Origin of the sequence: Streptomyces sp. NPDC053560 (assembly GCF_044544605.1) — a bacterium.
Classification (GTDB): Bacteria; Actinomycetota; Actinomycetes; order Streptomycetales; family Streptomycetaceae; genus Streptomyces.
Genome location: NZ_JBITXI010000003.1, coordinates 178,859 through 200,750 on the forward strand (window position 1 = coordinate 178,859; position 21,892 = coordinate 200,750).

Below are 21,892 nucleotides of genomic sequence, written 5' to 3' on the forward strand. Positions count from 1 at the left end.
GCTCCCCCGACCATGCGACCAGGCGAGCACCCGTCGCGCTTGCTGTACGTTCTCCTGCGCACGCTGACTCGCTGACTCGCTGACTCGCTGACTCGCTGACTCGCTGACTCGCTGAGAACAACGTACGTCACGGTGGATGCTCTCCTTGCGGCCATCTCATGTGCTGGGTCGCTCGCCTCCGCTTAATTCGCAGGCGTTGCCGGCGTCCTGGGCAGTACGGTCCGGGCATGGACGACGAAGACGGTTACTTCCCCGCAAGCGTTGCGGCGACGTACGACGAGTCGACAGGTGAGATGTCCGAGCCGGGTGTCGTGGCCACCACGGTCGATGTGCTCGCGAATCTCGCAGGTGGCGGCCGCGCCCTGGAGCTGGGCATCGGCACGGGGCGCATTGCGTTGCCGCTGGCCGACAGGGGGGTTCCGGTTCATGGCATCGACTTGTCGCGGGCGATGGTTGCCCGGCTCCGTGCGAAGCCGGGCGGTGACGCCATCGGTGTGACGATCGGCGACTTCGCGACGACAAGGGTGGACGGCACGTTCTCCGTCGCGTACCTGGTCTTCAACACGATCATGAATCTGACGACGCAGGCGGAGCAGGTGGACTGCTTCCGCAACGTTGCGGCTCACCTCGAACCTGGCGGCTGTTTCGTCATCGAAGTCATGGTTCCCGAACTGCGAAAACTGCCGGCCGGGCAGAACGTGGTGCCCTTCCACGTGAGCCCGACCCGTTGGGCTTTCGACATCTACGACGTTGCCACCCAGGCAACGAGTTCGAATTACGTCGAGGTCGTCGACGGGCGCGGCACGTACAGGTCGATTCCTTTCCGGTATGTGTGGCCGTCGGAACTCGACCTGATGGCTCAGCTCGCCGGTCTGCGACTGCGCGAGCGGTGGGGTGACTGGTCGAGGGAGCCCTTCACGAGCGAGAGCGCCCAGCACGTCTCAGTATGGGAGAAGCCAGTGGAGTGATCGCTGATGGACGGCTTCCGCTGGGCTGCATCCGTTGGGCGGCGTCGCTTCCCCGGCGGGATCTTCAAGCGCCTCCCTGCCGTGCCTGCGGAGGTCGGAGACAAGATGCCAAGGAGTGTGCACATCGTGGACCAGGAGAACGTGAGCGCCACCCTGACCGTCGCCGCGTCCGCTGCGAGGGTGTTCGCGGTGCTGGCGGACCCGAGGACCCATGCTGCGATCGATGGCACCGGCTGGGTTCAGGAGTCCGTCGACCGGGCTCCACTGACCGGGGTGGGGCAGGTCTTCCGGATGGACATGTACCACGCCAACCATCCGAACGGGGACTACCGGGTGGCCAACAAGGTGCACGTGCTCGACCCGCCGCGTGCCATTGGCTGGCTGACGGGGCAGGAGAAGGACGACGGTCGCCTGGAGTTCGGCGGCTGGTTCTGGCGATACGACCTTACGCCGCTCGGTCCGTCCGAGACCGAGGTCACGCTCACCTACGACTGGTCGGCGGTGCCGCAGTCCGTCCGGGAGTACCTCCAGTTCCCGCCGTTCGCCCCCGAACATCTCACCAACTCGATGCGCCACCTGGCGGAGCTTGTCTCCGGTGAGTGATCAGGCGCCGTCCCCCGGGTCGACCCGGTCCGCAGAGCTCGGCCGATGCACTGCCGAGTTGTCGCCGGGCAGCCCCGTACGGCGGGTCGTTGCCCACAGGAGCAGGGCGGCGAGGCTGAATGACATGCCGAGGGCCGTCACCGCCGGCCAGCCCGCCGCCGCGTAGGCGAGGGAGGAGCCCAGGGCGCCGAGACTGCTGCCCGCGGAGTAGAAAACCATGTATCCGCCGATGATCCTGCTGCCCGCGTCGGGGCGGACGGCGTGGATCAGGGTCTGGTTGGTGACGTGAACGGCCTGGACGGCGAAGTCCAGCAGGACGGCGCCGATCGCCAGCGCCCACAGCGATTGCCTGGTCAGGGCGATCGGGAGCCAGGAGAGCGCCAGCAGTGCGAGGCCGACGCCGGTCGTGCGGTGGGCGAGCCCCCGGTCGTTCCAGCGCCCGGCCACTCCGGCGGCTATGGCTCCGGCCGCCCCGGCGAGCCCGAACGCGCCGATCGCGGTGTGCGACAGCGACCACGGCGGCTCGCTCAGTGGCTGTGCCATACCGCTCCACAGCGTGCTGAAGGCCGCGAACACCAGCAGGGCGAGCACACCCCGGATCCGCAGCAGCGGATGGCGGACGAACAGGGCGACGGTCGAAGCCACCAACCGCCCGTACGACGTCTCCCCCACTCCCGAGGGCTCCCCCACTCCCGAGGGCTCCCCCACTGTCGAGGGCTCCCCCACTGTCGGCGCGCCTGCAGAAGGCGCGCTTGCGGGCAGCACGCGGAGCAGCAGTACCGCGAGTACGACGGTGACGCCCGCAGACGCCAGGTAGACCGCCCGCCAGCCGGCGAGGTCGGCAAGGGTACCGGCGGCGGCGCGGGCCAGCAGAATTCCGGTGACGATGCCGCCGGTGACAGTCCCGACGGCGCGGCCGCGCCGGGCATGCGGCGTCAGGGCGGCAGCCGCAGCGACCATCGTCTGGGCGACAACGGCGAGGAGCCCGACCACGGCGAGGGCGCCGAGCAGCGCCGCCACGCCCGGCGCCAGCCCGGCGGCCAGCAGTGCGAGCGCCAGCAGCCCGAGCTGACCTGTGATCAGCCGTCGATGGTTGAGCAAGTCGCCGAGTGGCACGAGCGTGAGCAGGCCTGCCGCGTAGCCGAGTTGGGTCACGGTGACGATCGCACCGAGCTGCCCTGACCCGAGCCCGAACCGTTCGCCGAGCGTCACCAGCAGGGGCTGGGCGAAGTAGACGGTGGCGACGGAGCTGCCGCAGGCAAGGGCGAGCAGGGGCACGAGCCGGGCGGGCGGCGACGCATCCGATATCGAGGCTACGGATGGGGCGGCCCCGTGAGATGGGGCCTCGCGGGAGGGGGCCTCGCGGGGTGAGGCCTTCTGGGAGGGCACCTCCTGGCCGCCGGTCCCTCTGCACACACCGACCGCACCGGAACACTGAATCGCCATACCGACAGACCTTCCACTCGGCTACCCGGTTGCCTCTTGCATTCGGTTGCATCTTGCTACCGACTTGACGGTAGCCGTGCGAGGTAGCATGTTGCAACCACTCCTGGAGGAAGTCCGAGGAGATGGAGGAGAGGAGTCATGGATGGTCGCCCGCACCCGTTTCGACGCCGACCCCTGCCCGGTCGCCCGGTCGGTGAATGCCATTGGCGACTGGTGGTCGCTGCTTATCGTGCGGGACGCCTTCGACGGCAGCCGCCGCTTCGGCGAGTTCCATCGCAGCCTCGGCATCGCCAAGAACATCCTGACGGCGCGGCTCCGCGCGCTGGAGGAGGCCGGGGTGCTGCGCGGTGCGCCCGCGGCGGACGGCGGGTCCCGCCGCGAGTACCTCCTCACGGACAAGGGCCGCGCCCTGTTCCCGGTGATCGTCGCCCTGCGTCAGTGGGGCGAGGAGCAGTGCTTCACCACCGGCGAGGAACACTCCCGTCTGCTGGACCGCCGGACCGGCCGACCGTTGCGCTCGTTGCAGATCCAGTCGGCGGACGGACGACAGGTAGGGCCGGACGACACCGTTGTGGAGAAGGTACGCCAGACGGAGAGCGCCTAAAAGACCCCCTCGGCGGAGCCGGGTGGAGCCCACTGAGCGGGGTGCCAGCCACGAGGCGGCGCGTCGATTAGGCGTGCGGTCCGACACCGCGTAGAGTTGTGGTCACCGACGCGGGGTGGAGCAGCTCGGTAGCTCGCTGGGCTCATAACCCAGAGGTCGCAGGTTCAAATCCTGTCCCCGCTACTCGTCCTTGGGCCCGCCGGAAGATGTTCCGGCGGGCCCAAGGTGTTTTCCGAGCCGCAGGTGCCGGCCTTCCGAGGTGCTGGCCATGCCGCACGGAGTACGCTCACGTCGGCGCATCGAAGCTCACCCTCCCGTAGGGATCATCTCGTCAGCACTGACTCGTCATCACTGACTCGGCGCGGAGAAGGTGAGCTTCGTCGCGGGCAACGCGGTCGCGGCAATGCGCTCGTGTCGCTTGTTGTGGATCAGGTGCGTTGCCGGATGTCGGAGGATGTCCAGCCGCGATAGGGCTGGAGTGCTTCCTCTGCCAGCCCCTTCTTGATGACCTTTGCGCGAACCAGGTTGTTCACCGCGTCCATGATGGATGCGGTGATGGGCGTCGCGTCGCCACCCGCGATGATGCCCGGGTCGAAGTGCTCCTTGATGGTGGAGTTGTCGCGGGAGTGGCCCGCTCGCAGGTTCCGGCCGTTGTTCGAGGTCGCGCCGACGACGCCTTCGAAGCCGGTGTTCGCCGAGGCGAACTGGCGGAAGTCGTTCATGATGCCCGCCACCGACGCGGAGGGGGCGCACGCGGTGATGAACTGCTGCACTGCGGTGTCGATCTCCACCACGCGCATTCCGTTGGTGCCGGCGGCGCGTCGGGCCTCGGCAGCGTGCTCGACGATGTGCCCGACGTAATGATCGGACAGCCGGTGGTTCCGCGAGATGGGGACGGGATTGGCGCCGCTGGTGCTGCCGGTGCGCTGGTTCTGCTCCCAGTTGGTGGCGAGATCGCGGTCGAAGTGGTTCTCGCCCTGGAGGCCGTCCATGCGCTGTTGCGCTCGCGGCGAGTTCGGGCGGTCGCCCACACCCTGGTAACTCAGCATCTCCTCGGTGGCCGCGTTGGAGATGCCCGGGCGGTTGTAGCCCTGCATGTGCTGCCCCTTCGGCCACCGCTGTACGGCGTGCTCGGAGGAGACCCCGGAGCTCTGCGGCTGCTCCTGCTGCTGGGTGGCAGGCGCCGTCGTCTCCGCGGGCGGGGCCGACATCACCTTGGCGGCCGTCTCCTCGGCCTCGCGTTCGAAGCGGTCCGAGGGATCGCTTACGCTCAGCCCCGCGCCGTTGTCCGTCCCGGCGACCGGGCCCTTGCGCTGCTGGATGACGTGCGTCAGCTCGTGAGCCAGGGTGTGTCGGTCGCTGCCCCCGTCCCCCACCACGATGTGGCTGCCGGAGGTGTAGGCGCGGGCACCGATCTCGTTCGCCGAGGCGGCTGCTGCCGGGCCGGTGTGCAGGCGTACGTCGGAGAAGTCCGCTCCGAGCCGTGCTTCCATGTCGGTGCGGGTGCTCTCGTCCAGCGGACTGCCGGGGGCGCGCAGCACCTCGTGGACGGCCGACCGCTGGATCGGCGCCTCCTGCTCGTGGTGGCCGCAGCCCGGACCGTGGGCGTGCCGCTCCTGTTCGATCGCTCGGGCGACTGCCGCATTGCCGGCGCTGCGCTGCAGCGCTCGGAGGGCCTCCGGGCTGTGCGTGCCGGCGGCGATGGCAGATGTGGCCGGGGTGGGCGTGGCGGCGGCCTTCCGCTGCGCCCCTTCCGGCTTCCGGTCCTGTGCGTGCATCAATACCCTCTCCCTGCAGAACATTCAGCCTCGATCACCAAAAGCGGGCAGAGCAAGGTCCGCCGGGGCACTGGTTGCCGCAGAAGGGCAGAGTGGGGCGGTTCGTTCGGGCAACAGTGCTTCCGGCGCGCCCCGGGCTTTCAGCTGAGCTGCTCGGCCAGCCCGACGATGATGCCCTCGGGGCCACGGATGTAGCAGAGCCGGTAGCTGTCCTCGTATCGAGCCACCTCGCCGACGAGTTCAGCGCCGTGTGGGCGCAGGCGGGCAACGGCCTCATCGATGTCGTCGACCGCGAACATGATGCGACGAATCCCCAGCGTGTTCGCCGGCGCGTCCTTTGGCTCGGTACTGATCGCCTTCGGCGTGTGGAACATCGCCAGCTCGATTCGGCCGTGCCCGTCCGGGGTCCGCAGCATCGCGATGTCCTGCCGGACGTCATCGATCCCGATGACACGTTCCACCCACCGTCCCTCGACCCGCCCCTTGCTCTCCAGATTCATGCCGAGTTCGACGAAGAACGAAATGACAGCGTCAAGGTCGTCGACAACGATGAGGACGTTGTCCATCCGCTGGATCGTCACGCCGGATCTCCTCGTGTGGGGTGTGCGTCCACGGTGGGCCCATCCGCTTCGGGGACGGAGTCGCCACGCCGTTCTCGACACCCTCCGCCGCTCTGGACCTGCTGGGCGCTGGTTTGCCGTTCAGCCAATACGTCAGTTGTTGGTCGTCGCGAGCTGAAAGCCGAGACCGACGAAGGCGGCGGCGAAGCTGCGACGCATCCAGGTGAGGACCTTCGGGCGGGAGATCACATGATCGCGAACCGCCGCGGCGAACGCCCCGTAGACGGCGAAGACGACGAAGGTCATCGCCATGAAGACCGCGCTCAGTTCGAGCATGTGGGGGAGGGAGTTCTCCGCGTCCACCGGAACGAACTGAGGGAGGAAGGCCAGGAAGAAGATGGACAGCTTGGGGTTCAGTACGTTGACGAGGATGGCGGTACCGGTGATCTTGGCGGCTGACGTGTTGCCGGACCGGGTGTCATCGACCTTCAGCGTGCCGTGTTCGCGCAGCGTGTTCCAGGCCATGTACAGGAGGTAGGCCACTCCCGCGTATTTGAAGGCCTCGAAGACAACGGCACTGGTATGGAGGATGGCCGCGAGGCCCGCGATCGCGGCCGCCAGGTGCGGGACGATACCGAGCGTGCATCCGAAGGCCGCGATGACGCTCTTGCGAAAGCCCTGGGAGAGTCCGGTTGCGATGGTGTACAGGGCGCCCGTACCGGGCGAGACGACGATGATCAACGAGGTGATCAGGAACTCGATGCTCACGGAATCGCTCCTTGGTCCACGCCATGGCCATCTGCGTGCCGGGAGCCGCTTTCGTGCGGGTGCTACCGCGCGACTCCAGACGCATGACCCAGTCAACAGCCGGAACAGTACCTCTTGTTGGGGTAGGGAGTTCACGAGTTACGGATGGGGAGAGCGACGCGTCGCACTACTGGAGTCGGCGGCAGCGGACACGGCGCCGCAGTACGCCACTGCACCGCGCCGGTACGCCGCCGCATCGCGTTAGGCGTCCGTTAGCGGAACGCCAACGCGATCTTCGAGGCTGATTTCCGTCAGAGCGTGTGCCTGGCGCTGTGTACGTGAAGCGGTCCGATCTACGGGGGAGCACCCATGCGCAAGAACCTGATCCGCACCACCAGCCTGGCCGCTGTGGCGGCCGCCGCTGTCTTCTCGCTGAGCGCTTGCGAGGACAGGGCCGATTCCGCCGGCGCTTCGCCCGTGCCCAGCGCGGCGCAGACGCAGTCCGGAGACAAGGGACAGGAGGCCGACGGCGGCGCCGGCGGCAACGCCGAGGACGCCGGCTCCAAGGGCAGCTCGGCAGGGGCGGGCAGTGAGGGATCGACGAGCGGCAATGGGTCCGGCGACGGCGGCAGCGCGTCCGACGGCGGCAGCGACGGGGGCGCCGACAAGGGCGGTTACGGGCAGGCCTGTGGCGCCAACGACCTGACGTGGAACGCCAAGTCCGAGACCCAGGCGGGCGGCTACATCCTCATCTCGGTGAAGGCCAAGTCGGGTATCACCTGCACCCTCCCTGCTGCGCTTCCGGTTGTGGCGTTCGGTTCCGACGGCACCGAAGCAGGGCCGGCCGAGCAGGCCGTCGGAGAGCCGGTGAAGCTCAGCGGCGGCACCATCGCCTACGCGGGAGTGAACCCCAAGACCACCAACAACGATCACGGCAAGGAACTGACCGAGATCATCGCCGCGGTGAGCAAGGACGACAAGACCGACCCGGTCAGCCTGTCCACCGGCAGCATCACCGTCGACCGGCCGATCGTCACCAACTGGCACACCGCGCCCCAGGACGCCGTCCCCGGTGACGGTCTGGACAGCCACTGAGACACCAGAAGCCCTCTGCCTCCCTCGCTGGGGCCTCCTCCTCTCGCCCGCTGGGGAGAGGAAGAGGCCCCAGAAAGCTGTGTGCGGGCCGGAGGCGACTGCGGCCGCTCGGGTGAATCTCCGGAGGTACCGCGTCATCGTCATATCGGAGGGATATATACCGGCTGACCGCTGAGAGCGAACGCCGGAAGAAGCGTAGAACCATGCGTGCCCGCACCGCACACGCCACAGCGCTACCGCGCATTACCGATGTCTTGAACAGTGACGGTCGCAGCGCGAGGTTCCTGGCCCTTGGACGACCGTCAGCGGCTTCGGAGGAGCGTTCCCGTTGACCACAGCGACAGAGGTATTCGCCGTCCGGCCGTACACCCGCCACTGCCAGGTCATTCATGACGAAGGCGCACACGCTGTCATCGGCGTCTCCCCCGGGAACTCCTACTTCTCACACCAGCGAGTCATCGACCTCGCTTCCTGGGGCCTGCGCCACTTCGATCAGGTCGACCTGATCTACACGGACCTGCACGTCGCCGACATGTATGAAGCGCTGGGGTACGGTCCGGTCGAAGCTCGCCGCAAGGCCGTGAAGAACCTGCGAGGCGTGCGTGCCAAGGTCGACGCCGCCGGCGCCGCCACCGACCCCGACGGGACCCGGTTGCGGGGCAGCCCGCTGTCCGCGCTGCTGGACCTGCCCGCCTATCAGCAGCTCCGTACCGACATCGACGGCCTCCTGACCTCGGATCCGGAATTCCGCACCGCATGCCTCCGGCTCGCCGACACGTTTCTCAGCAGCAGGACGCTGGACGGCCAGGCACCCACCGACGGACAGCGAGAGGCGTGCCTGGCCTACATCTGCGCCGAGGCACCGCTGTTCCTCGATACCCCGGCGATCCTCGGGGTGCAGTCATCACTGAACTGCTACCACCAACTGCTCCCCATGGCTGAACTGCTGTACGCGCGCGGGCCCGGTCTGCGTGCCTCCCGTAACCAAGGCCACGGCATCGTCACTCCCCTCGCAACAGGAGATCGTCATGACCACCACCACTGACAGCTTGCCGCGGTTTCCCTTCGATCCCCGCGGTGATCGGCTGCCTGCTCAGCTCGACGGTCTGTGGCGCGACGCACCGGTCATCAAGGTGCGCACCATCGCTGGAGACGAAGCCTGGCTGGTGTCCTCGCACGCACTGTGCAAGCAGGTGCTGGAAGACGAACGCTTCAGTCTCAAAGACACATCGGCACCGGGAGTACCACGTCAGTACGCACTGACCATTCCGCCCGAGGTCGTCAACAACATGGGCAACATCACCGGTGCCGGTCTGCGCAAGGCCGTGATGAAGGCCCTCAATCCGAAGGCTCCCGGCGTGGAGGAATGGCTGGCCGGCCACGCTCGGAAGCTGCTCGACGCGCTCCTCATGGAGGGAGCGCCGGGTGACCTCCGCGCCCAGTTCACGGTGCCGTACTCCACCGGCTTCCACTGTCACATTCTCGGGATCCCGCAGTCCGACGCGGCTCGACTCTACCGCAGCCTGCACATCGCCTTCATGAACTCGGCCACGCCGATCGTCGGGGCGAGGATGAACTGGGACCGCGACCTCGCCCACATGACCGCACGCCTCAACGATCCGGACACCCGTGGCTTGATGGGGGACTTGGCAGCGCTGCGTCATGACCCCGACTACGGACACCTGACGGACGAAATGCTGGCGACGGTCGGTGTCACGATGTTCGGGGCCGGGACGATCTCCACCATGGGGTTTCTGACCATGGCACTGGTGTCCCTCATGCAGCGCCCGGACCTGAGGAAACTGCTCGTGGACGACCCTTCGCTGATCCCGGCCGGTGTGGAGGAACTGCTGCGCGTCAACCTCTCGATCGGGGACGGACTGCCTCGCCTGGCTCTGGATACCGTGCAGCTCGGCGACGTCGAGGTGAAGAAGGGCGAGCTGGTCCTGGTCCTGGTCGAGGCCGCCAACCATGACCCGTCCGTATTCCCGGACCCGCACGCCGCAGATCTGGAGCGTCCCAACGCGGGTTCCCACCTGTCGTTCGGCGGCGGGCAGCACTACTGCCCGGCGACCGCACTGGCCAGGCGACACGCCCAGATCGCCTTGGAGGTCCTGCTCGACAGGATGCCGAAGCTGGAACTCGCGGTACCGGTCGAGCAGTTGGTGTGGCGGACCGGCTTCATGAAACGCATCCCGGAAAGACTGCCCGTGACCTGGTGAGGCGGCAGCGAGCATCGACCATGGGGTGCGCGTGGCCGCGGAGGCCGTACCTGGCATAGGCCGACCCGCACCGCGTCCGCCGCTCGGAAACCGGGTGCGGGCTGCCAGTGCGATGGTGTGTCATCAGGGGCATGGCGATCGTATTGGGCAAGCCGGGAGTCGACGGGCTGGGCGAGGCTGTGGGCGCGCTGCGGGACTGGCAGTACGACACGGCGCCGATGCAACTGCATCCGGGGGACCTGGGCTGGTTCTGGCGGTCGGGTACGGAATCGACCGCCGCGGCGGTCAGGACGTGGAGCCGGGACGGACGGATTCTCGCCGTCGGGCTGCTGGACGGTCCCGGGTTGTTGCGGCTGACGATCGCGCCGGACACTCAGCGGGAGGAGGAGCTGGCGCAGCAGTTGGTCGAGGACGTGAGCGAGCCGGAGCGCGGCGTGCTGCCGAGCGGAAGGGTGAGCATCGAGGCGCCGGTGGGTGCGCTGGTCCAGGATCTGCTGTTCGAGGAAGGCTGGAGCGCCGACGAACCGTGGACGCCGCTGCGCCGCGACCTCTCGAAGCCGGTGGAGGGCCCAGGCGTGCGGATCGAGGTGGTGGGGCCGGAGCTGGCGCACGTGTTCACCGCCGTACATCGGTCAGCGTTCGACGGGTCGAGGTTCACGGAGGAGCGCTGGCACGCGATGGCGGCCGGATTGCCGTATGCCGACGCCCGATGTCTGATCGCGTACGACGACCAGGACAACGCGGTGGCGACGGTGGCGGTGTGGTCGGCCGGCCCGGGGAGGCCCGGGCTGCTCGAACCGATGGGCGTACACCGGGATCATCGCCGTCACGGCTACGGCGAGGCGATCACCGTCGCCGCGGCGGCCGCGCTCCAGGAGCTGGGGGCGTCGAGCGCGATGGTGTGCACCCCGAGCTCCAATGTCGGCGCCATCGCCACCTACAAGGCAGCCGGCTTCCAGCAACGTCCCGAGGTCCCGGACCTCTGCCGGGACGCCTAGGGCGCGTATCGGATCGTGATCAATGAGCACCGCAGCTTCGGGGCGAGCGTCCGCCGGGGGTACGGGGACCGCGGTTGCGTGCCCGCCGGGACGTGTGTCCGGCCCACGGTGTGTCAGACCATGGCGAGCCGGTCCACCAGCAGCTCCACCCTCCACGCGGCATCCTCCGGTAGCAGCCGTCCCGCCCGGGGGTCAGGGTCGCAAGGCCGTGCAGGGACGCCCAGAACACCTCGGTGAACAGTCCCGGGGTGGATGCCGTCGCCGGCGACCTCACCCAGGCACTCCAGCAGCGCTGCGAAGGCATCCTTCAGCGGCTCCGGGGTGTCCTCCCGTGCGTACGCCAGGCCGCCGTCGAGCTGGAACAAAGGGACCGCTCCCACTACGTCCGTGTCGCCGTCATCATCGCCGCCTTCACCCTGCTGGTCGCCGGCCTCGTTCGAGCGACGCGGCCCGGTCCCCGCGGGCCAACACCGCGCTGGTGGCGCACAACCCGCACTTCCCGCACGCGAGGCAGCTTGCCGAAGACCTGTCATAGCGGGGCGCCACGCCACGCCTGGAGCTTGTTTATCGCCTCTCGACGGACAACCGCTGAACGCCGTAGCCGACGTCCAGCCGTCGTCGTTCGAGGACTTCGGAAATGATCTATTAATCGCTGCCGGAGGACTGAGTGGTGTTGTTGGCGCACTGCTGGTTCTGCGGGGAGGAGAGAACGTTGACGTCCTGTACCGCGACCGGCACCAGAATGCCCACCAGCGCCCCGACATTGGCCTTCGCCGGCACCCCGACGCACAGCTCGTTCAACGTGCCCTGGACAGCCCCGAACTGCCCGCTCAGGCTTCCGTGAGTCGTCGAGTTGCCGAACGCGGTCTGTGCGCCGTTGCCGCTGAGGTTGGACGGACCGTCGTCGATCGCGACGGCGCTTCCGGCTCCGCCGGCGATCGCCGCGGCGGCGAGGCTGCAGGCGGTCATGGTGCTACGGATGTACATGGCTCTCTCCACAGAACGACAACGTGTCCAAAGCCAGGAGTACATCCTGCGGCGCGGTGCGTTCACATCCATTCACCTGATCGTCGGCGTGCCCAAGACAAGCCTTCAATCGCCTTGTCCGGCAGGCTTGTACCACCCGGCCTCCGGAAGCGTGCGGCCGGACACTCAGCCAGGCTGATGGCGGACCGCTTCGACGTTGCTGCCATCGGGATCGCGGACGAAGGCCCCGTAGTAGGACTCGTGGTACTCCGGCCAGACCCGCGGCGCGTGCAGCACCTCGGCACCTCGGCACCTGCCGCGAGGGCAGCCGCATCGACGGCGTCTGCCATGGCGCGGTCGGCCGTGGCGAACGCGATGTGCCCTCGCGCGCAGGCGCGGAGTCGGTCGCGGGGACCAGCCACAGCGGATGGCCCGTGCCCCCGAAGCAAACCCTGGACCACCACGGAGGGGAACGTCGCGCCGATATCGCCTCAGCCACTCCCCCGGCCGGGGCTGGTCGCTGTCCCGGGGGCGCCCGTCACCCGCCCTGAAGCCTGAAACTGAAGAGCACTTCAGGGTTTCAGGTTGTGTTCAGGTTCGGTTCGGCACTGTGGTGAATGTCGGAAGGGCGCGACAGGGCCCGCCGGCGGAACCACACCGCAACACGATCCGGAGGAACGTCCCCATGAAGGCCACCGCCAAGCGCACGCTCGCCCCCCGCGCCGTCGTCCTCGGCACGGCTGCCGCCGTCGCGCTGATCGGCAGCACGGGCGCCGTGACCGCCTTCGCGAACGACGACACCCCGGCCCCGCAGTCCTCGGTCCAGCTCTCTCAGAACGAGCGCCACCTGGACGACACCGCCAAGGACCGCGCGCAGGCCAAGGCCGACAAGGTGAGCCAGTCCGAGGCCACCGCGAAGGCCCTCAAGGCCGTGCCCGGCACCGCGACCTCCGCCGAACTCGACACCGCGGACCGCAACGGCTCCCTCGTCTGGGAGGTCGACGTCCTCGGCAAGGACCACAAGAACCATGACGTCACCATCGACGCCGGCAACGGCAAGGTCCTGAACAAGCACACCGACCGCGATGACGACGCCGCCCAGGACGCCGCCGAGGCACAGGCCCAGGTCAAGGCCGACAAGATCGGACACGACAGGGCCACCGACAAGGCCCTGAAGGCCGTCCCCGGCACCGTCGTCTCCTACGGCCTCGACGACAACGACCGCAACGGCTCCACCGTCTGGGAGGTCGACGTGCTCGGCAAGGACCACAAGAGCCACGACGTCACCATCGACGCGGCCAGCGGCAAGGTCCTGAACCAGCACGTCGACCAGGACGACCACGACGACCAGGGCAACAACGACGACGACTGATCAGCCAGTGAGTCAGGCGTCAGGCCGCCTGCCCGGAGCCTTCCGATAGTCCGAGGGGCCGTGCCCGCCAATCTCCGGCGGACGCGGCCCCTTCATCGGGTTCCGGCATTTCCGTATGAACAGGAATCTTTCGATCCGGGTGCGCGACGATGAGCACACAGCTACTGTGCTCGTGCACGGCCTGGTGCGCGGTGCATCCCCCGTCGTCGCGCACCAGGCCTGTCTTCAGTCACGCCACTACGCTCGGACTACGAGGGGCTGTTCCCCCCGTGGAACGATCGGTCGTTCTGGATCACGCGGTCGGCGTGGTTGCCGTCGGTGACGCCGATGACGCGGTAGCTGTCCTTGTGGAAGACCCGGTAGCCGTCCCGCCCGTCGGTGCCGGCCTGGTCGGGCATGGGGAACCACGCAGCGGTTGGCGTACCGGCACTCGTCATCGAGGGCGTCCCAGCGCACCGCGTCGTCCGAGCGGCAAGCCTTCTTGAGGCAACCGAATCACCGCAGGGGGTTGGACAAGCGCATCCGTCGCCTGCTCTTCTCACTCACCTTCGCCTCAAGTGCCGTCGCGATGACCGTCGCGCCGGCCGGCAATGCCACAGCCTTGGAACTTCTGCTCCGGCAACAACTGCGAGAGCCTCGCGTAGGCGCTGGCGCCCGGTGGTTACCATTCCACGGACAGGGTGTTCAGCTGGAAGTAACCCAACCCTTAGGCGGCGGCTTCGCCTCGACCCGTCGTAAACGGCGGGAAAGGGCGGAGTCGCCGCATCACAACAGCTGAATCGAATCCGCAGGCTGGGCTACCGCTATTGAGAGGTAAGCCCCTTGAGCCAGTCCTCGACGGGGACGACATCCGCCCACTGCGGAAAAAGCCGCTCGATGAGGACCCGGTGCACCTCTGGATCGGGGTCCAGGCAGGCGTCGGGCAGGACGGTGAGACCGAAGTCCAGGTCGTTCGCCTGGCACAGGGTGGACAGCACCACAGCGCTGGTGGCGATGCCGGTGAGCACGAGGTTGTCGATGCCGCGCGCCCGCAGTACGGCGTCGAGATCGCTTCCCGAGAACGCGCTCGCCCGCCTCTTGGTGACCACCACGTCCCCCGGCCGGGGCGCGACCTCGGGGTGGATCTCGGTACCCGGGGCGCCCTCGACGTAGAGGCCGGCCTGTGCGATGGCAGCAAGAGCCCTGTTGCGCGTGCCGACTTCCGGAAAGCCGGGTCGAAGCGCGATGACCACGTAGATCACGGGCATGTTCGCCGCCCGGGCTCCGTCGATCGCCCTGCGCAGGCGTGGCAGGTATCCGGAGTCGTCATCGACCTGGTCCACGATGGCCCGTTGGACGTCCATCACGAGTAAGGCGCTGCTGCTCATCTCGTCTCCAGGCGGCATTGGAACGGGCGGGGCTCTGATGTGACGCTCGGATCTTACGCGGCGCCGGACATGGTGGTGGCGCGCCCGCCAGGCTGGGTTCGAGCATTCAGCGGGAGGGGAAACGGCGTTTGAATCGCCTCACGCGCGAGTGATGCGGACGGCAGTCAGCTGCCCCTCCCCCAGTTCGCCCGGTACGGCAGCACGGGCGCCGCGTGGGCGGTCTCCCTGCGGGGGCCGGGCGGGGAGACCGTTGGGGGGATGAGTACAGCAAAGCGCATATATGCGTCTGAGGGAACGGTCCTGCACCACATCACTCATATGGAGCATGCGAGAGCTTCAACGTGTCGGGATGAGCGGCATCGACTTCGGTCTTCAGCTCCGTCACGGTCCCGCGTGCCACCCGCAGACCAGCGATGATGGCGCCCAGGGCCTCAGGCACCGGGCTCGTTCCGCAGCTGGAAGCGTGCGATACGTGCCCTGCCTGCCGCGACCAGTGCCTCTTCGCGCGTGGGGCGACGGTCGCCCGGCAGGCCGAGGAAGGGGTCCCGAACGCGCGGGGCCCCTTGCGCCGTACGAGCCGCACCAGGCGATTGGCGATCCTGAAGAAACCGGCCGGCGGACGCCACCGCGTACGAACCATCCCGACCTGCCCTTCTCCCGCCGCTCAGCCACCACTTGGCCTCGCTCGGCCTCGTTTGGCCTCGCTTGGCCCGTCCACCGGACCATGCCAAGTCGGTCGTTCAAGTCCCGAGGGGGCGAAGGGGGGCGGCCAGGTTCCGGCAGGCAGCAGGTTCTCAGAGGCGTGAGGGGCCGGCTCAGTGCTGGATCGGGCCGCCGACCGGGACGGGCGGGACGTGGCCGGTTGCCGGCAGGGTCCGTGCCAAGGCGAGGCCGATGTCGACGAGTGACGACCTGCGCAGGCCGGCGACGTCGAAGAGCGGGGTCCAGGACGCCTCTGCGATTTCGCCGTTCGGCTCGGGCCGGAGTTGGCCGCCCGTTATGCGGACCTGGTAGAAGATGCCGACATTCTGGTGCTCCGGTCCGCCGGGGACGGCGCGTTCGGCTGCGGGAATGATCCTTGAGTCCACGCCCAGCAGGCGTTCGACGAGGGCGTCGCAACCGGTCTCCTCGGCGACCTCCCGGATCACCGCGTCGTACGGATCCTCTGCGTGCTCGACCCTGCCTCCCGGGAGAGTCCAGTTGGGAGCGCCTCTCGGTGGTACATGACGGGCGAGCAGCACTTGCCCGTCTTCGATGCACACAGCGTACGCCGCCAGTCGGAAACTCATCCCTACCTCCGGTGGTCGCGAGCGCGCGGTTTGCGTGACGTGCTGGGACGGGTCGCCCAGTTCCCGTCGATGCAGCCCAACCAGGCGTCCTGGTCGTCTGCCAAGGGGGTGGTCAGAGGAAGGGGGAGGAACCGGCAGGAGAACGCCATGCCGGCATCGCTGTCCTGGCCCTGGACGCGATGGATCCAGGCATCGGGGCTCTCCGCGGGAGCTGCGAGATGGAAGAAGGCCGTGCGGCGGGGCTGCCCTGTGTCGGGATGCGGTTTGTCCTCAACGGTGACCTGCCCGATCACTGTCGTCGCCAGCAGGCCTGTCTCTTCGCGGACCTCGCGGAGCACGGCTTCGGCCAGCTCCTCCCCCGGGCCTACTCCGCCCGCTGGGATCTGGGTGCCGGCCCCTGGGGCGCCGACATGGTCGAAGACCAGCAGCTCCGGCAGGTCGCGGTGTCGGATCACGTATGCGGCGACGCGGACGCGTGGACGGACCGCCTTCACGGCTGAGCAACCCGGTCGAGCAGCCAGGTCTCGATGTCGCTGAGCGCCGTCCGAGCCACTGCTGTGGGGTGCCCCGTGAAGCCGTGCGGTGACTCCGGGTAGATCCGGAGTTCGACGTCGTTGCCGGCGGCGGAAAGCCGGCCTGCCATCGCGAGGTTGTCCTCCAGCAGCACGTCTGCGCTGCCGACGACCAGTAGCGCCGGCGGAAGGCCGCGGAGGTCGCCGTAGAGGGGAGAGATGTCCGGGAGGGTGCGGTCCGCGACGTGGCCGGCGTAGGCCTGGAGGAAGTACTCGTCTGCGATCTTGCGTCCGGCCGGCGTCCGGGCGCTCAAGTCGTAGGTCCCGAATTGGAGCGCGGCGCCCACGAAGTCGTCGACGGCTCTCTTGTCCCTCAGCCGGAGCAGGGTCGTCAGTGCGAGTGTCGCTCCCGCCGAGCTTCCGCCGATCATCAGTCGAGTCGTTCCGAAGCGGTCACGCGCCTCTTCGACGAGCCAGCGTGCCGCCGCCTCGCAGTCGTCGGGTGCGGCCGGCCAGGGATGCTCGGGGGCCAGCCGATAGTCGACACTGACGACCGCGAGGTGCAGGGTTTCGGCGAGCTGTCGGTTCCGTACATCGCCTCGCGCTGCGGAATCCATGTAGAAGCCGCCGCCGTGGATGTCCAGGCAGACGCCTCGCGCTCGCTTGCCGGAGGGGGTGAAGATCCGCACCGGGACACGCACTCCCCCGGCTTCGACCGTCTCTTCGATGGCCGGTGGATCGGCCGGGAGCGGCGCGGACCTCTTCGCGCGTACCTCCTTCAGCTCCTCCGGAGTGCTGGGGCCACGACCGGCTGCCCTCGACCTGTAGAAGGCACGGGCTTCATCGACCTGCTCCGTCGGCAGGTCGGCCAACAGATCGTCCAACGCGAATCGCACGCGGTCCTCCACATCACCCAGGGGTCTTGCCCGTCCTGCCCCACGCTATTGCAGGCACATCCGGAACCGGCCTCGGGCGGCGTCCATGGGAACGCCGTCATGACCGCCACGCCCCTCTCCCCCATCGATCTGTGCGCCTCGGCTCTGCACATCCGCCCCGACGGGGATGCCCGAGCCGCCGAACGCCGGATGACCAGCAATGGCTCAGGCACTTGGCACGTTGCGACGGCACTTGGCACATTGCGACGTTCCACGTGGAGACCGACTCCGACGTGCCCGCCGACCACTGGGAAATGCACCCGCATGCCGAGGAGCCAGTGTGTTGCCTGACCGGCGGCATCCGCCTCGAAAAACGCACCGCCACTCGCTGAGCGTGATGAGGCCCGGCAGGCGCATTGCCGGGCCTCATCACGCCTCATCCCGTCGTGGCCCGGTGCCGGCGGCGCTACCAGGTCTAATCGCAGTGCGCCGGGCTTCAGTCCGGTGGTGAAGCGATTCTGGGAAGTGCTCTGACTCGCGTTGTGTGCACGGGTTTGCACTGGCGGTCTCGGCCCAGAGGGGCTGGTTCGGCTGTTCGATGCACTGGTTCACGATTGAGAGCGGAGCCCCGCCGACCGACCCGGCGAAGTACGGGCCGGACCACAGGCGCTGTGCCCGTCAGTAGTGCCGGACCAGTTCCGGATACTCCTGGCGGAGCCTGCGGGAACTGACGCTCTTGAGGCTGTTGACCAGCTTGGACAGGGCAACCTTCGGCGGGGAAGGTCACGAGCAGGTGGACGTGGTTGCTCTCGCCGCCCAACTCTACCGGCGCGCTTCGAAGTCGGCGCACACAGCCCGCATGATCTCTTCCATGCGCGTCAGACGGGCGTCCTCGAAGATCTTGTGCCGGTACTTCGTCACGAAAACCGCGTGGGCATGAGAGCAAAGGCGCAGTGTCGACCAGTGCGGATGTTGTGATGCTCAGCCATGAACCAACGGGAGTAGGGTGATCCGTATGCGGCTTCGGTACGGCTCCCGCCTGTATCCGAATGGTCCTCAGCACTCGGCGCTGGCCAGGGCGTTCGGGTGCGCCAGGATGGTCTACAGCGATGCGCTTCGCACCCAGCGCGCTTGGCTCGGCGAGGTGTCCGCCGTCGTCCTCCAGCAGTCCCTGCGGGACCTGGACACCGCCTACCGCAACTTCTTCGGCGGGCTGAAGGGGATACGCCCACGCACGGGAGCGCCCCGGTACGAGTCCCGCAAGGACACCCGGCAGGCCGTACGGTTCACCGCGAACGCCCGGTGGAAGATCTCCCCCGGTGGCGACCTGTCGCTGCCGAAGATCGGGGACGTGCGGGTGAAGTGGTCCCGCCACCTTCCCTCCGCCCCCGCCACGGTGACCGTGATCAAGGACGCGGTGGGCAGGTACTTCGCAGTTTCGTTGTGGAGACCGAGCCCGCGACGCCGGCTGGGAGCGAACGAAGTGTCGGCGTCGACCTGGGCCGGTTCATTTCGCTGTCCTTTCGGACAGCACGAAGATCGACGCTCCCCGTTTCCTGCGCCGGGCGGAGAAGAAGCTCAAGCGCGCGCAGCAGGCCCTCAGTCGTAAGGCGAAGGGTTCCAGTAACCGGGACAAGGACCGCATCAAGGTCGTCCGCGTGCACGCGCAGGTCGCCGACGCACGGTGCGAGTTCCACCACCAGCTCTCCACGAAGCTGATCCGCGACAACCAAGCGGTCGCAGTGGAAGACCTGGCGGTGAAAGCCCTCGCCCGTACGCTTCCCCAAGCTCTTACGGAGCAGGGGAGACCCCAACGCCAAGTCCGTGCACGATGCGGGATGGTCGGCGTTCGTGGCGATGCTGGAGTACAAGGCCGCGAAGTTAGGAATCCCCGGCCTTTTGGCCGGGGAGCGGAAGTCAAGATATGTGCACCGCATCCGGCTGAGGGGGCGTCATGGCACGCCGCAATGGGGGTGACGACGCGATCTACGACGTCGACGGCTACCCGCTGTTCGACAAAGAGCAGGCGTCCGAACCTGAGCCGCCGCCCGAGGACGATACCGAGGAGGGCGACGATGGAGAAGGATGAGCGAGGGCGCCGCTGGGCCGAGCCGTACCTGCTGCGCATGCCTTCGGTGCAGCACCAAGGAGACTCGAACGACCTGCGGTGTCCCGAGCACCCGGAGGCGGTGTACGTGCGGCTACTGGGCCGCATGTGGGTGTGCCCGCGATGCGTCCGCCGGCGCGGCGCCGGGCGCTGACCGCGCCGCCATGACCTACCCCTCCGGTGCGTAGGGCAAGGTCCGCAGTACGGCCTCGGGCCGGCAGACAGGGCAGGGCCGCGTACGTCCGGGATCACTCAGCCGTGTCAGAGCATCCTGGTCCGAGATCCAGGTGTCACCGGCCTGCGCGCAGTCGGAGCGGTGCACCCACTCCAGCCCGTCGCGGTCGATCGAGACGCGCCAGCGGCCCGGCGGCCCCGACGCTTGCCGGTCCGGGTTCAGGACGCTGTAGTCCTGCCCCTCGATCGGCTCCACCGTCGGGTAGCCGGCCGTGAAGCTGATGACGCGGCCCTGCTGGACAGGGCCGCCGACGGCAGGCAACCGATCCGGGACGACGATCTCCAGCGTGTACCACCAGGCGCCGGTCGGATCCTGCTCACGACTGCGGACGGTCGCGCAGATGTCCTGGCCGTCCGGCAGATGCACGCGCGCGTACGGCTCACGCGGCCTGTTGTCGTCCGCTTCCCCGGCCAGCTCTTCCTCCGCCATGGCCGGATCATAGGACGGTCGCGCCAGCGCACTCGCCCACCGAAGGTGAGCCCCCGCAGTGACCTCTGCCGAATCATTCGTCCGGATCAAGATCCGCGCCGCCGCGGCCGTTTTCCATGGCGACGGGGACGCGCTCCTGGCTACTTTTGAAGCTCCGCGCCCACTTGCGGGACTGGAAGAAGCCCATCGCCAGGAACACGAGTCCGAAGCAGAACCACATACTGGATTCCAGGACCGCTCCGACACCGACCTCCCTGAACCGCCACTCGCTGCTCCAGGCCTCGGTCACAGCGAGCTTCGTGCCGGCCCGGTAGTCGTCCGCGTTCTCGAGCTTTCCGCTCCACCCGTCGTCAACGCTCCCGCCACGAGGGACGAAGTCGCCACCGCACTCGTAATCGGAATTCTTCCGGCTGGGGTTGTGGTCGATGCAGTAGTCGACTGTGAACGTGCCGCGCGTGCCGACCAGTCCCGTGGCCTGCACCCCCTGGACACCGTTGACGACGAGAGTTCCGGCGCCGACAAGGAGGATCGCGAGACCGAGCAGCAGCCCGAGGGCGCGCCAGCCCCATGCCGGCTTCGGCTCTGGCCTCGGCGCCCTCTTCGACTCGCCCTGCTGCCCCTTGCTCGCCTTGCGCGATATCGCATTGCCCACCGGAGCACCCTAGTACGGTCAGCGGCGTTGCCGGTGATCAGGGCCAGCGCCTCCCCGGGCGGCCCACGCCACGTGCTGCTGCACCAACGCCGGCGGCTCCCACACCGCCCGCGGTCTCAGGGACCGGCGAAGGCGTCGAGCCGGCCCGGTGAGAGTTCGACCGCAGCAGGGAAAATAGTTGTACATGAATTCGATTCGGCGAAAATAACCGGGATCGACTCAATGAGGGGCATTCCCGAATCGGACCGGCGTGCTGCGGCAACGTCTTTGACCAGCCCTGTATCTCTGCAACGTCACAAGAGCGCGGGAAGGCTGGAGACGATGCTTGAGGTAACACTTCCATCTACCCGGGCGCCGACTACTACGAGACCACGATGCGGCAGGGCTCGTGGCGCTTCCACCGGGACCTCGGGCCGACAATCGTGTGGGGCTACTGGGCTGCGAACCCGCACCGTCGTCACAAGGCGATCGGCATGGGTTATGTCGGGCCGACGATCAGCGTGACCAAGGACTATCCCACGGTCATCAAATACCGCGATGTACTGCCGACCACGCATCTGTTCCAGTTCGTGATCGACGCCATTCGCAAGGGGGACCCTCAGCTCGCCCCGTCCGCTCCGCCGTTCTACAGGAGCACGCCCCCCTTTCCCTCGAACGTCAATGTCTGGAACGTCGTGCACCAGCACGGCGGTTTCACGGCACCGCAGTCCGGCGGCATGCCGCTGCACTGTCTCAGCAGGAAGGCGAGGACACTCCGGTCGTCAATGGGAGGGCATATCCTTTCCTGGCCGTCGGGCCCCGACGTTACCGGCTGCGCTTCCTCAACGCTTCGAACGAGCGCTTCCGGCGGCTGCGGAACGCCCCGAACTCGCTTCCGAACCCACCGGGCCGTGGCGGCAGGCATTCAGGGACATCGCGCGCCGCGCCCAGGGCCTCGTGCCTCCCGGCCGCTACGCGTCATGGGAAGCCGTCTGGCTCCGGGCCTACCTCGGCGACTGCTGGGAGGCCTTCCTCCTCGACGGAGACCACCGCGCCGCTGCGTGAGGTACTCGTCGGGCGAGGGCTGA

The 21,892-nt window shown here is 68.0% G+C and carries 21 protein-coding genes, 1 tRNA gene and 3 pseudogenes; 11 read left to right on the forward strand and 14 right to left on the reverse strand.

Annotation, left to right across the window (positions count from 1 at the left end; all coding sequences use genetic code 11):
• The first annotated feature begins 227 nt into the window (after positions 1–227).
• Together ACIGQF_RS07660 and ACIGQF_RS07665 are read left to right on the forward strand one after the other, a co-directional pair.
• A complete protein-coding gene (locus ACIGQF_RS07660) occupies positions 228–968 on the forward strand; it encodes a class I SAM-dependent DNA methyltransferase (RefSeq protein ID WP_399706810.1) in 741 nt (246 codons plus the stop codon).
• 126 nt (positions 969–1,094) lie between these two features.
• Positions 1,095–1,571 carry an SRPBCC family protein gene (locus tag ACIGQF_RS07665; RefSeq protein ID WP_399706813.1) on the forward strand — a complete coding sequence of 159 codons (477 nt, stop codon included), beginning with the start codon at positions 1,095–1,097 and terminating at the stop codon, positions 1,569–1,571.
• On the opposite strand, the gene ACIGQF_RS07670 is transcribed toward ACIGQF_RS07665, so the two are convergent.
• The gene (locus ACIGQF_RS07670; RefSeq protein ID WP_399707616.1) at positions 1,572–2,879 is read right to left on the reverse strand and encodes an MFS transporter; all 1,308 of its coding nucleotides are present in this window, start codon (positions 2,877–2,879) and stop codon (positions 1,572–1,574) included. It abuts the gene before it with no gap.
• A 280-nt stretch (positions 2,880–3,159) separates the two neighbouring features.
• On the opposite strand from ACIGQF_RS07670, the gene ACIGQF_RS07675 reads away from it, so the two are divergent.
• The gene (locus ACIGQF_RS07675) at positions 3,160–3,621 is read left to right on the forward strand and encodes a winged helix-turn-helix transcriptional regulator (protein WP_399706816.1); all 462 of its coding nucleotides are present in this window, start codon (positions 3,160–3,162) and stop codon (positions 3,619–3,621) included.
• Positions 3,622–3,730: 109 nt separating this feature from the next.
• A tRNA-Met gene (locus ACIGQF_RS07680) sits at positions 3,731–3,804 on the forward strand.
• Positions 3,805–4,049: 245 nt separating this feature from the next.
• On the opposite strand, the gene ACIGQF_RS07685 is transcribed toward ACIGQF_RS07680, so the two are convergent.
• The 3 genes from ACIGQF_RS07685 to ACIGQF_RS07695 form a co-directional block, all read right to left on the reverse strand.
• Positions 4,050–5,399, reverse strand: coding sequence for a DUF4157 domain-containing protein (locus tag ACIGQF_RS07685; RefSeq protein ID WP_399706819.1), 1,350 nt, complete (start codon positions 5,397–5,399; stop codon positions 4,050–4,052).
• A 140-nt stretch (positions 5,400–5,539) separates the two neighbouring features.
• Positions 5,540–5,980, reverse strand: a complete 441-nt coding sequence (locus ACIGQF_RS07690) for a VOC family protein (protein ID WP_399706822.1) — start codon at positions 5,978–5,980, stop codon at positions 5,540–5,542.
• Between the two features lie 132 nt (positions 5,981–6,112).
• Entirely contained in the window at positions 6,113–6,727 is a 615-nt protein-coding gene (locus ACIGQF_RS07695) for a LysE family translocator (RefSeq protein WP_399706825.1), read from the reverse strand.
• 348 nt (positions 6,728–7,075) lie between these two features.
• On the opposite strand from ACIGQF_RS07695, the gene ACIGQF_RS07700 reads away from it, so the two are divergent.
• From ACIGQF_RS07700 to ACIGQF_RS07715, 4 genes are all read left to right on the forward strand, one after another.
• Positions 7,076–7,801 (forward strand): DUF4232 domain-containing protein, encoded by a 726-nt coding sequence (locus ACIGQF_RS07700; RefSeq protein WP_399706828.1) that lies wholly within the window; start codon positions 7,076–7,078, stop codon positions 7,799–7,801.
• 328 nt (positions 7,802–8,129) lie between these two features.
• Positions 8,130–8,846: a tRNA-dependent cyclodipeptide synthase gene (locus tag ACIGQF_RS07705; RefSeq protein WP_399706831.1), complete on the forward strand. Its 717-nt coding sequence runs from the start codon at positions 8,130–8,132 to the stop codon at positions 8,844–8,846.
• Positions 8,830–10,023, forward strand: coding sequence for a cytochrome P450 (locus ACIGQF_RS07710; protein ID WP_399706833.1), 1,194 nt, complete (start codon positions 8,830–8,832; stop codon positions 10,021–10,023). Before ACIGQF_RS07705 ends, ACIGQF_RS07710 begins: the two co-directional genes overlap by 17 nt.
• 131 nt (positions 10,024–10,154) lie before the next feature.
• Entirely contained in the window at positions 10,155–11,021 is an 867-nt protein-coding gene (locus ACIGQF_RS07715) for a GNAT family N-acetyltransferase (RefSeq protein ID WP_399706835.1), read from the forward strand.
• Positions 11,022–11,134: 113 nt separating this feature from the next.
• Here ACIGQF_RS07715 and ACIGQF_RS07720 read toward each other — a convergent pair.
• Both ACIGQF_RS07720 and ACIGQF_RS07725 read right to left on the reverse strand, forming a co-directional pair.
• A pseudogene (locus tag ACIGQF_RS07720) lies at positions 11,135–11,386 on the reverse strand (TetR-like C-terminal domain-containing protein); the annotation flags it as partial.
• A gap of 280 nt (positions 11,387–11,666) precedes the next feature.
• Complete coding sequence (locus tag ACIGQF_RS07725) at positions 11,667–12,008, reverse strand: rodlin (protein ID WP_399706838.1); 342 nt, start codon at positions 12,006–12,008, stop codon at positions 11,667–11,669.
• Between the two features lie 664 nt (positions 12,009–12,672).
• Here ACIGQF_RS07725 and ACIGQF_RS07730 point away from each other — a divergent pair.
• Complete coding sequence (locus ACIGQF_RS07730; protein ID WP_399706839.1) at positions 12,673–13,359, forward strand: PepSY domain-containing protein; 687 nt, start codon at positions 12,673–12,675, stop codon at positions 13,357–13,359.
• A gap of 248 nt (positions 13,360–13,607) precedes the next feature.
• Here ACIGQF_RS07730 and ACIGQF_RS07735 read toward each other — a convergent pair whose 3' ends face one another.
• The 6 genes and pseudogenes from ACIGQF_RS07735 to ACIGQF_RS07760 form a co-directional block, all read right to left on the reverse strand.
• Complete coding sequence (locus ACIGQF_RS07735; protein ID WP_399706841.1) at positions 13,608–13,757, reverse strand: hypothetical protein; 150 nt, start codon at positions 13,755–13,757, stop codon at positions 13,608–13,610.
• Between the two features lie 405 nt (positions 13,758–14,162).
• Positions 14,163–14,726 (reverse strand): cysteine hydrolase family protein, encoded by a 564-nt coding sequence (locus ACIGQF_RS07740; protein ID WP_399706843.1) that lies wholly within the window; start codon positions 14,724–14,726, stop codon positions 14,163–14,165.
• Between the two features lie 815 nt (positions 14,727–15,541).
• Positions 15,542–16,015 carry an NUDIX hydrolase gene (locus tag ACIGQF_RS07745; RefSeq protein WP_399706846.1) on the reverse strand — a complete coding sequence of 158 codons (474 nt, stop codon included), beginning with the start codon at positions 16,013–16,015 and terminating at the stop codon, positions 15,542–15,544.
• Positions 16,016–16,017: 2 nt separating this feature from the next.
• Entirely contained in the window at positions 16,018–16,509 is a 492-nt protein-coding gene (locus tag ACIGQF_RS07750) for an NUDIX domain-containing protein (RefSeq protein WP_399706848.1), read from the reverse strand.
• Entirely contained in the window at positions 16,506–17,423 is a 918-nt protein-coding gene (locus ACIGQF_RS07755) for an alpha/beta hydrolase (RefSeq protein ID WP_399706851.1), read from the reverse strand. Before ACIGQF_RS07755 ends, ACIGQF_RS07750 begins: the two co-directional genes overlap by 4 nt.
• Positions 17,424–18,080: 657 nt before the next feature.
• Positions 18,081–18,323 (reverse strand): annotated as a pseudogene (locus ACIGQF_RS07760) (transposase).
• A gap of 94 nt (positions 18,324–18,417) precedes the next feature.
• Between ACIGQF_RS07760 and ACIGQF_RS07765 the strand changes: the two are divergent.
• Together ACIGQF_RS07765 and ACIGQF_RS07770 are read left to right on the forward strand one after the other, a co-directional pair.
• A pseudogene (locus ACIGQF_RS07765) lies at positions 18,418–19,289 on the forward strand (RNA-guided endonuclease InsQ/TnpB family protein); the annotation flags it as partial.
• 67 nt (positions 19,290–19,356) lie between these two features.
• Complete coding sequence (locus tag ACIGQF_RS07770; RefSeq protein ID WP_399706853.1) at positions 19,357–19,491, forward strand: hypothetical protein; 135 nt, start codon at positions 19,357–19,359, stop codon at positions 19,489–19,491.
• Positions 19,492–19,678: 187 nt separating this feature from the next.
• Here ACIGQF_RS07770 and ACIGQF_RS07775 read toward each other — a convergent pair whose 3' ends face one another.
• Entirely contained in the window at positions 19,679–20,173 is a 495-nt protein-coding gene (locus ACIGQF_RS07775) for a DUF6233 domain-containing protein (RefSeq protein ID WP_399706855.1), read from the reverse strand.
• Positions 20,174–20,246: 73 nt separating this feature from the next.
• Positions 20,247–20,825 (reverse strand): hypothetical protein, encoded by a 579-nt coding sequence (locus ACIGQF_RS07780; RefSeq protein WP_399706856.1) that lies wholly within the window; start codon positions 20,823–20,825, stop codon positions 20,247–20,249.
• Positions 20,826–21,892: the final 1,067 nt, after the last annotated feature.

Coding starts and splice junctions, on each gene's coding strand:
- ACIGQF_RS07710 (WP_399706833.1), top strand. CDS start 8,830: ATGACCACCACCACTGACAGCTTGCCGCGGTTTCCCTTCGATCCCCGC.
- ACIGQF_RS07775 (WP_399706855.1), bottom strand. CDS start 20,173: ATGGCGGAGGAAGAGCTGGCCGGGGAAGCGGACGACAACAGGCCGCGT.
- ACIGQF_RS07745 (WP_399706846.1), bottom strand. CDS start 16,015: ATGAGTTTCCGACTGGCGGCGTACGCTGTGTGCATCGAAGACGGGCAA.
- ACIGQF_RS07730 (WP_399706839.1), top strand. CDS start 12,673: ATGAAGGCCACCGCCAAGCGCACGCTCGCCCCCCGCGCCGTCGTCCTC.
- ACIGQF_RS07740 (WP_399706843.1), bottom strand. CDS start 14,726: ATGAGCAGCAGCGCCTTACTCGTGATGGACGTCCAACGGGCCATCGTG.
- ACIGQF_RS07685 (WP_399706819.1), bottom strand. CDS start 5,399: ATGCACGCACAGGACCGGAAGCCGGAAGGGGCGCAGCGGAAGGCCGCC.
- ACIGQF_RS07735 (WP_399706841.1), bottom strand. CDS start 13,757: ATGCCCGACCAGGCCGGCACCGACGGGCGGGACGGCTACCGGGTCTTC.
- ACIGQF_RS07725 (WP_399706838.1), bottom strand. CDS start 12,008: ATGTACATCCGTAGCACCATGACCGCCTGCAGCCTCGCCGCCGCGGCG.
- ACIGQF_RS07770 (WP_399706853.1), top strand. CDS start 19,357: ATGGCACGCCGCAATGGGGGTGACGACGCGATCTACGACGTCGACGGC.
- ACIGQF_RS07715 (WP_399706835.1), top strand. CDS start 10,155: ATGGCGATCGTATTGGGCAAGCCGGGAGTCGACGGGCTGGGCGAGGCT.
- ACIGQF_RS07660 (WP_399706810.1), top strand. CDS start 228: ATGGACGACGAAGACGGTTACTTCCCCGCAAGCGTTGCGGCGACGTAC.
- ACIGQF_RS07675 (WP_399706816.1), top strand. CDS start 3,160: ATGGTCGCCCGCACCCGTTTCGACGCCGACCCCTGCCCGGTCGCCCGG.
- ACIGQF_RS07700 (WP_399706828.1), top strand. CDS start 7,076: ATGCGCAAGAACCTGATCCGCACCACCAGCCTGGCCGCTGTGGCGGCC.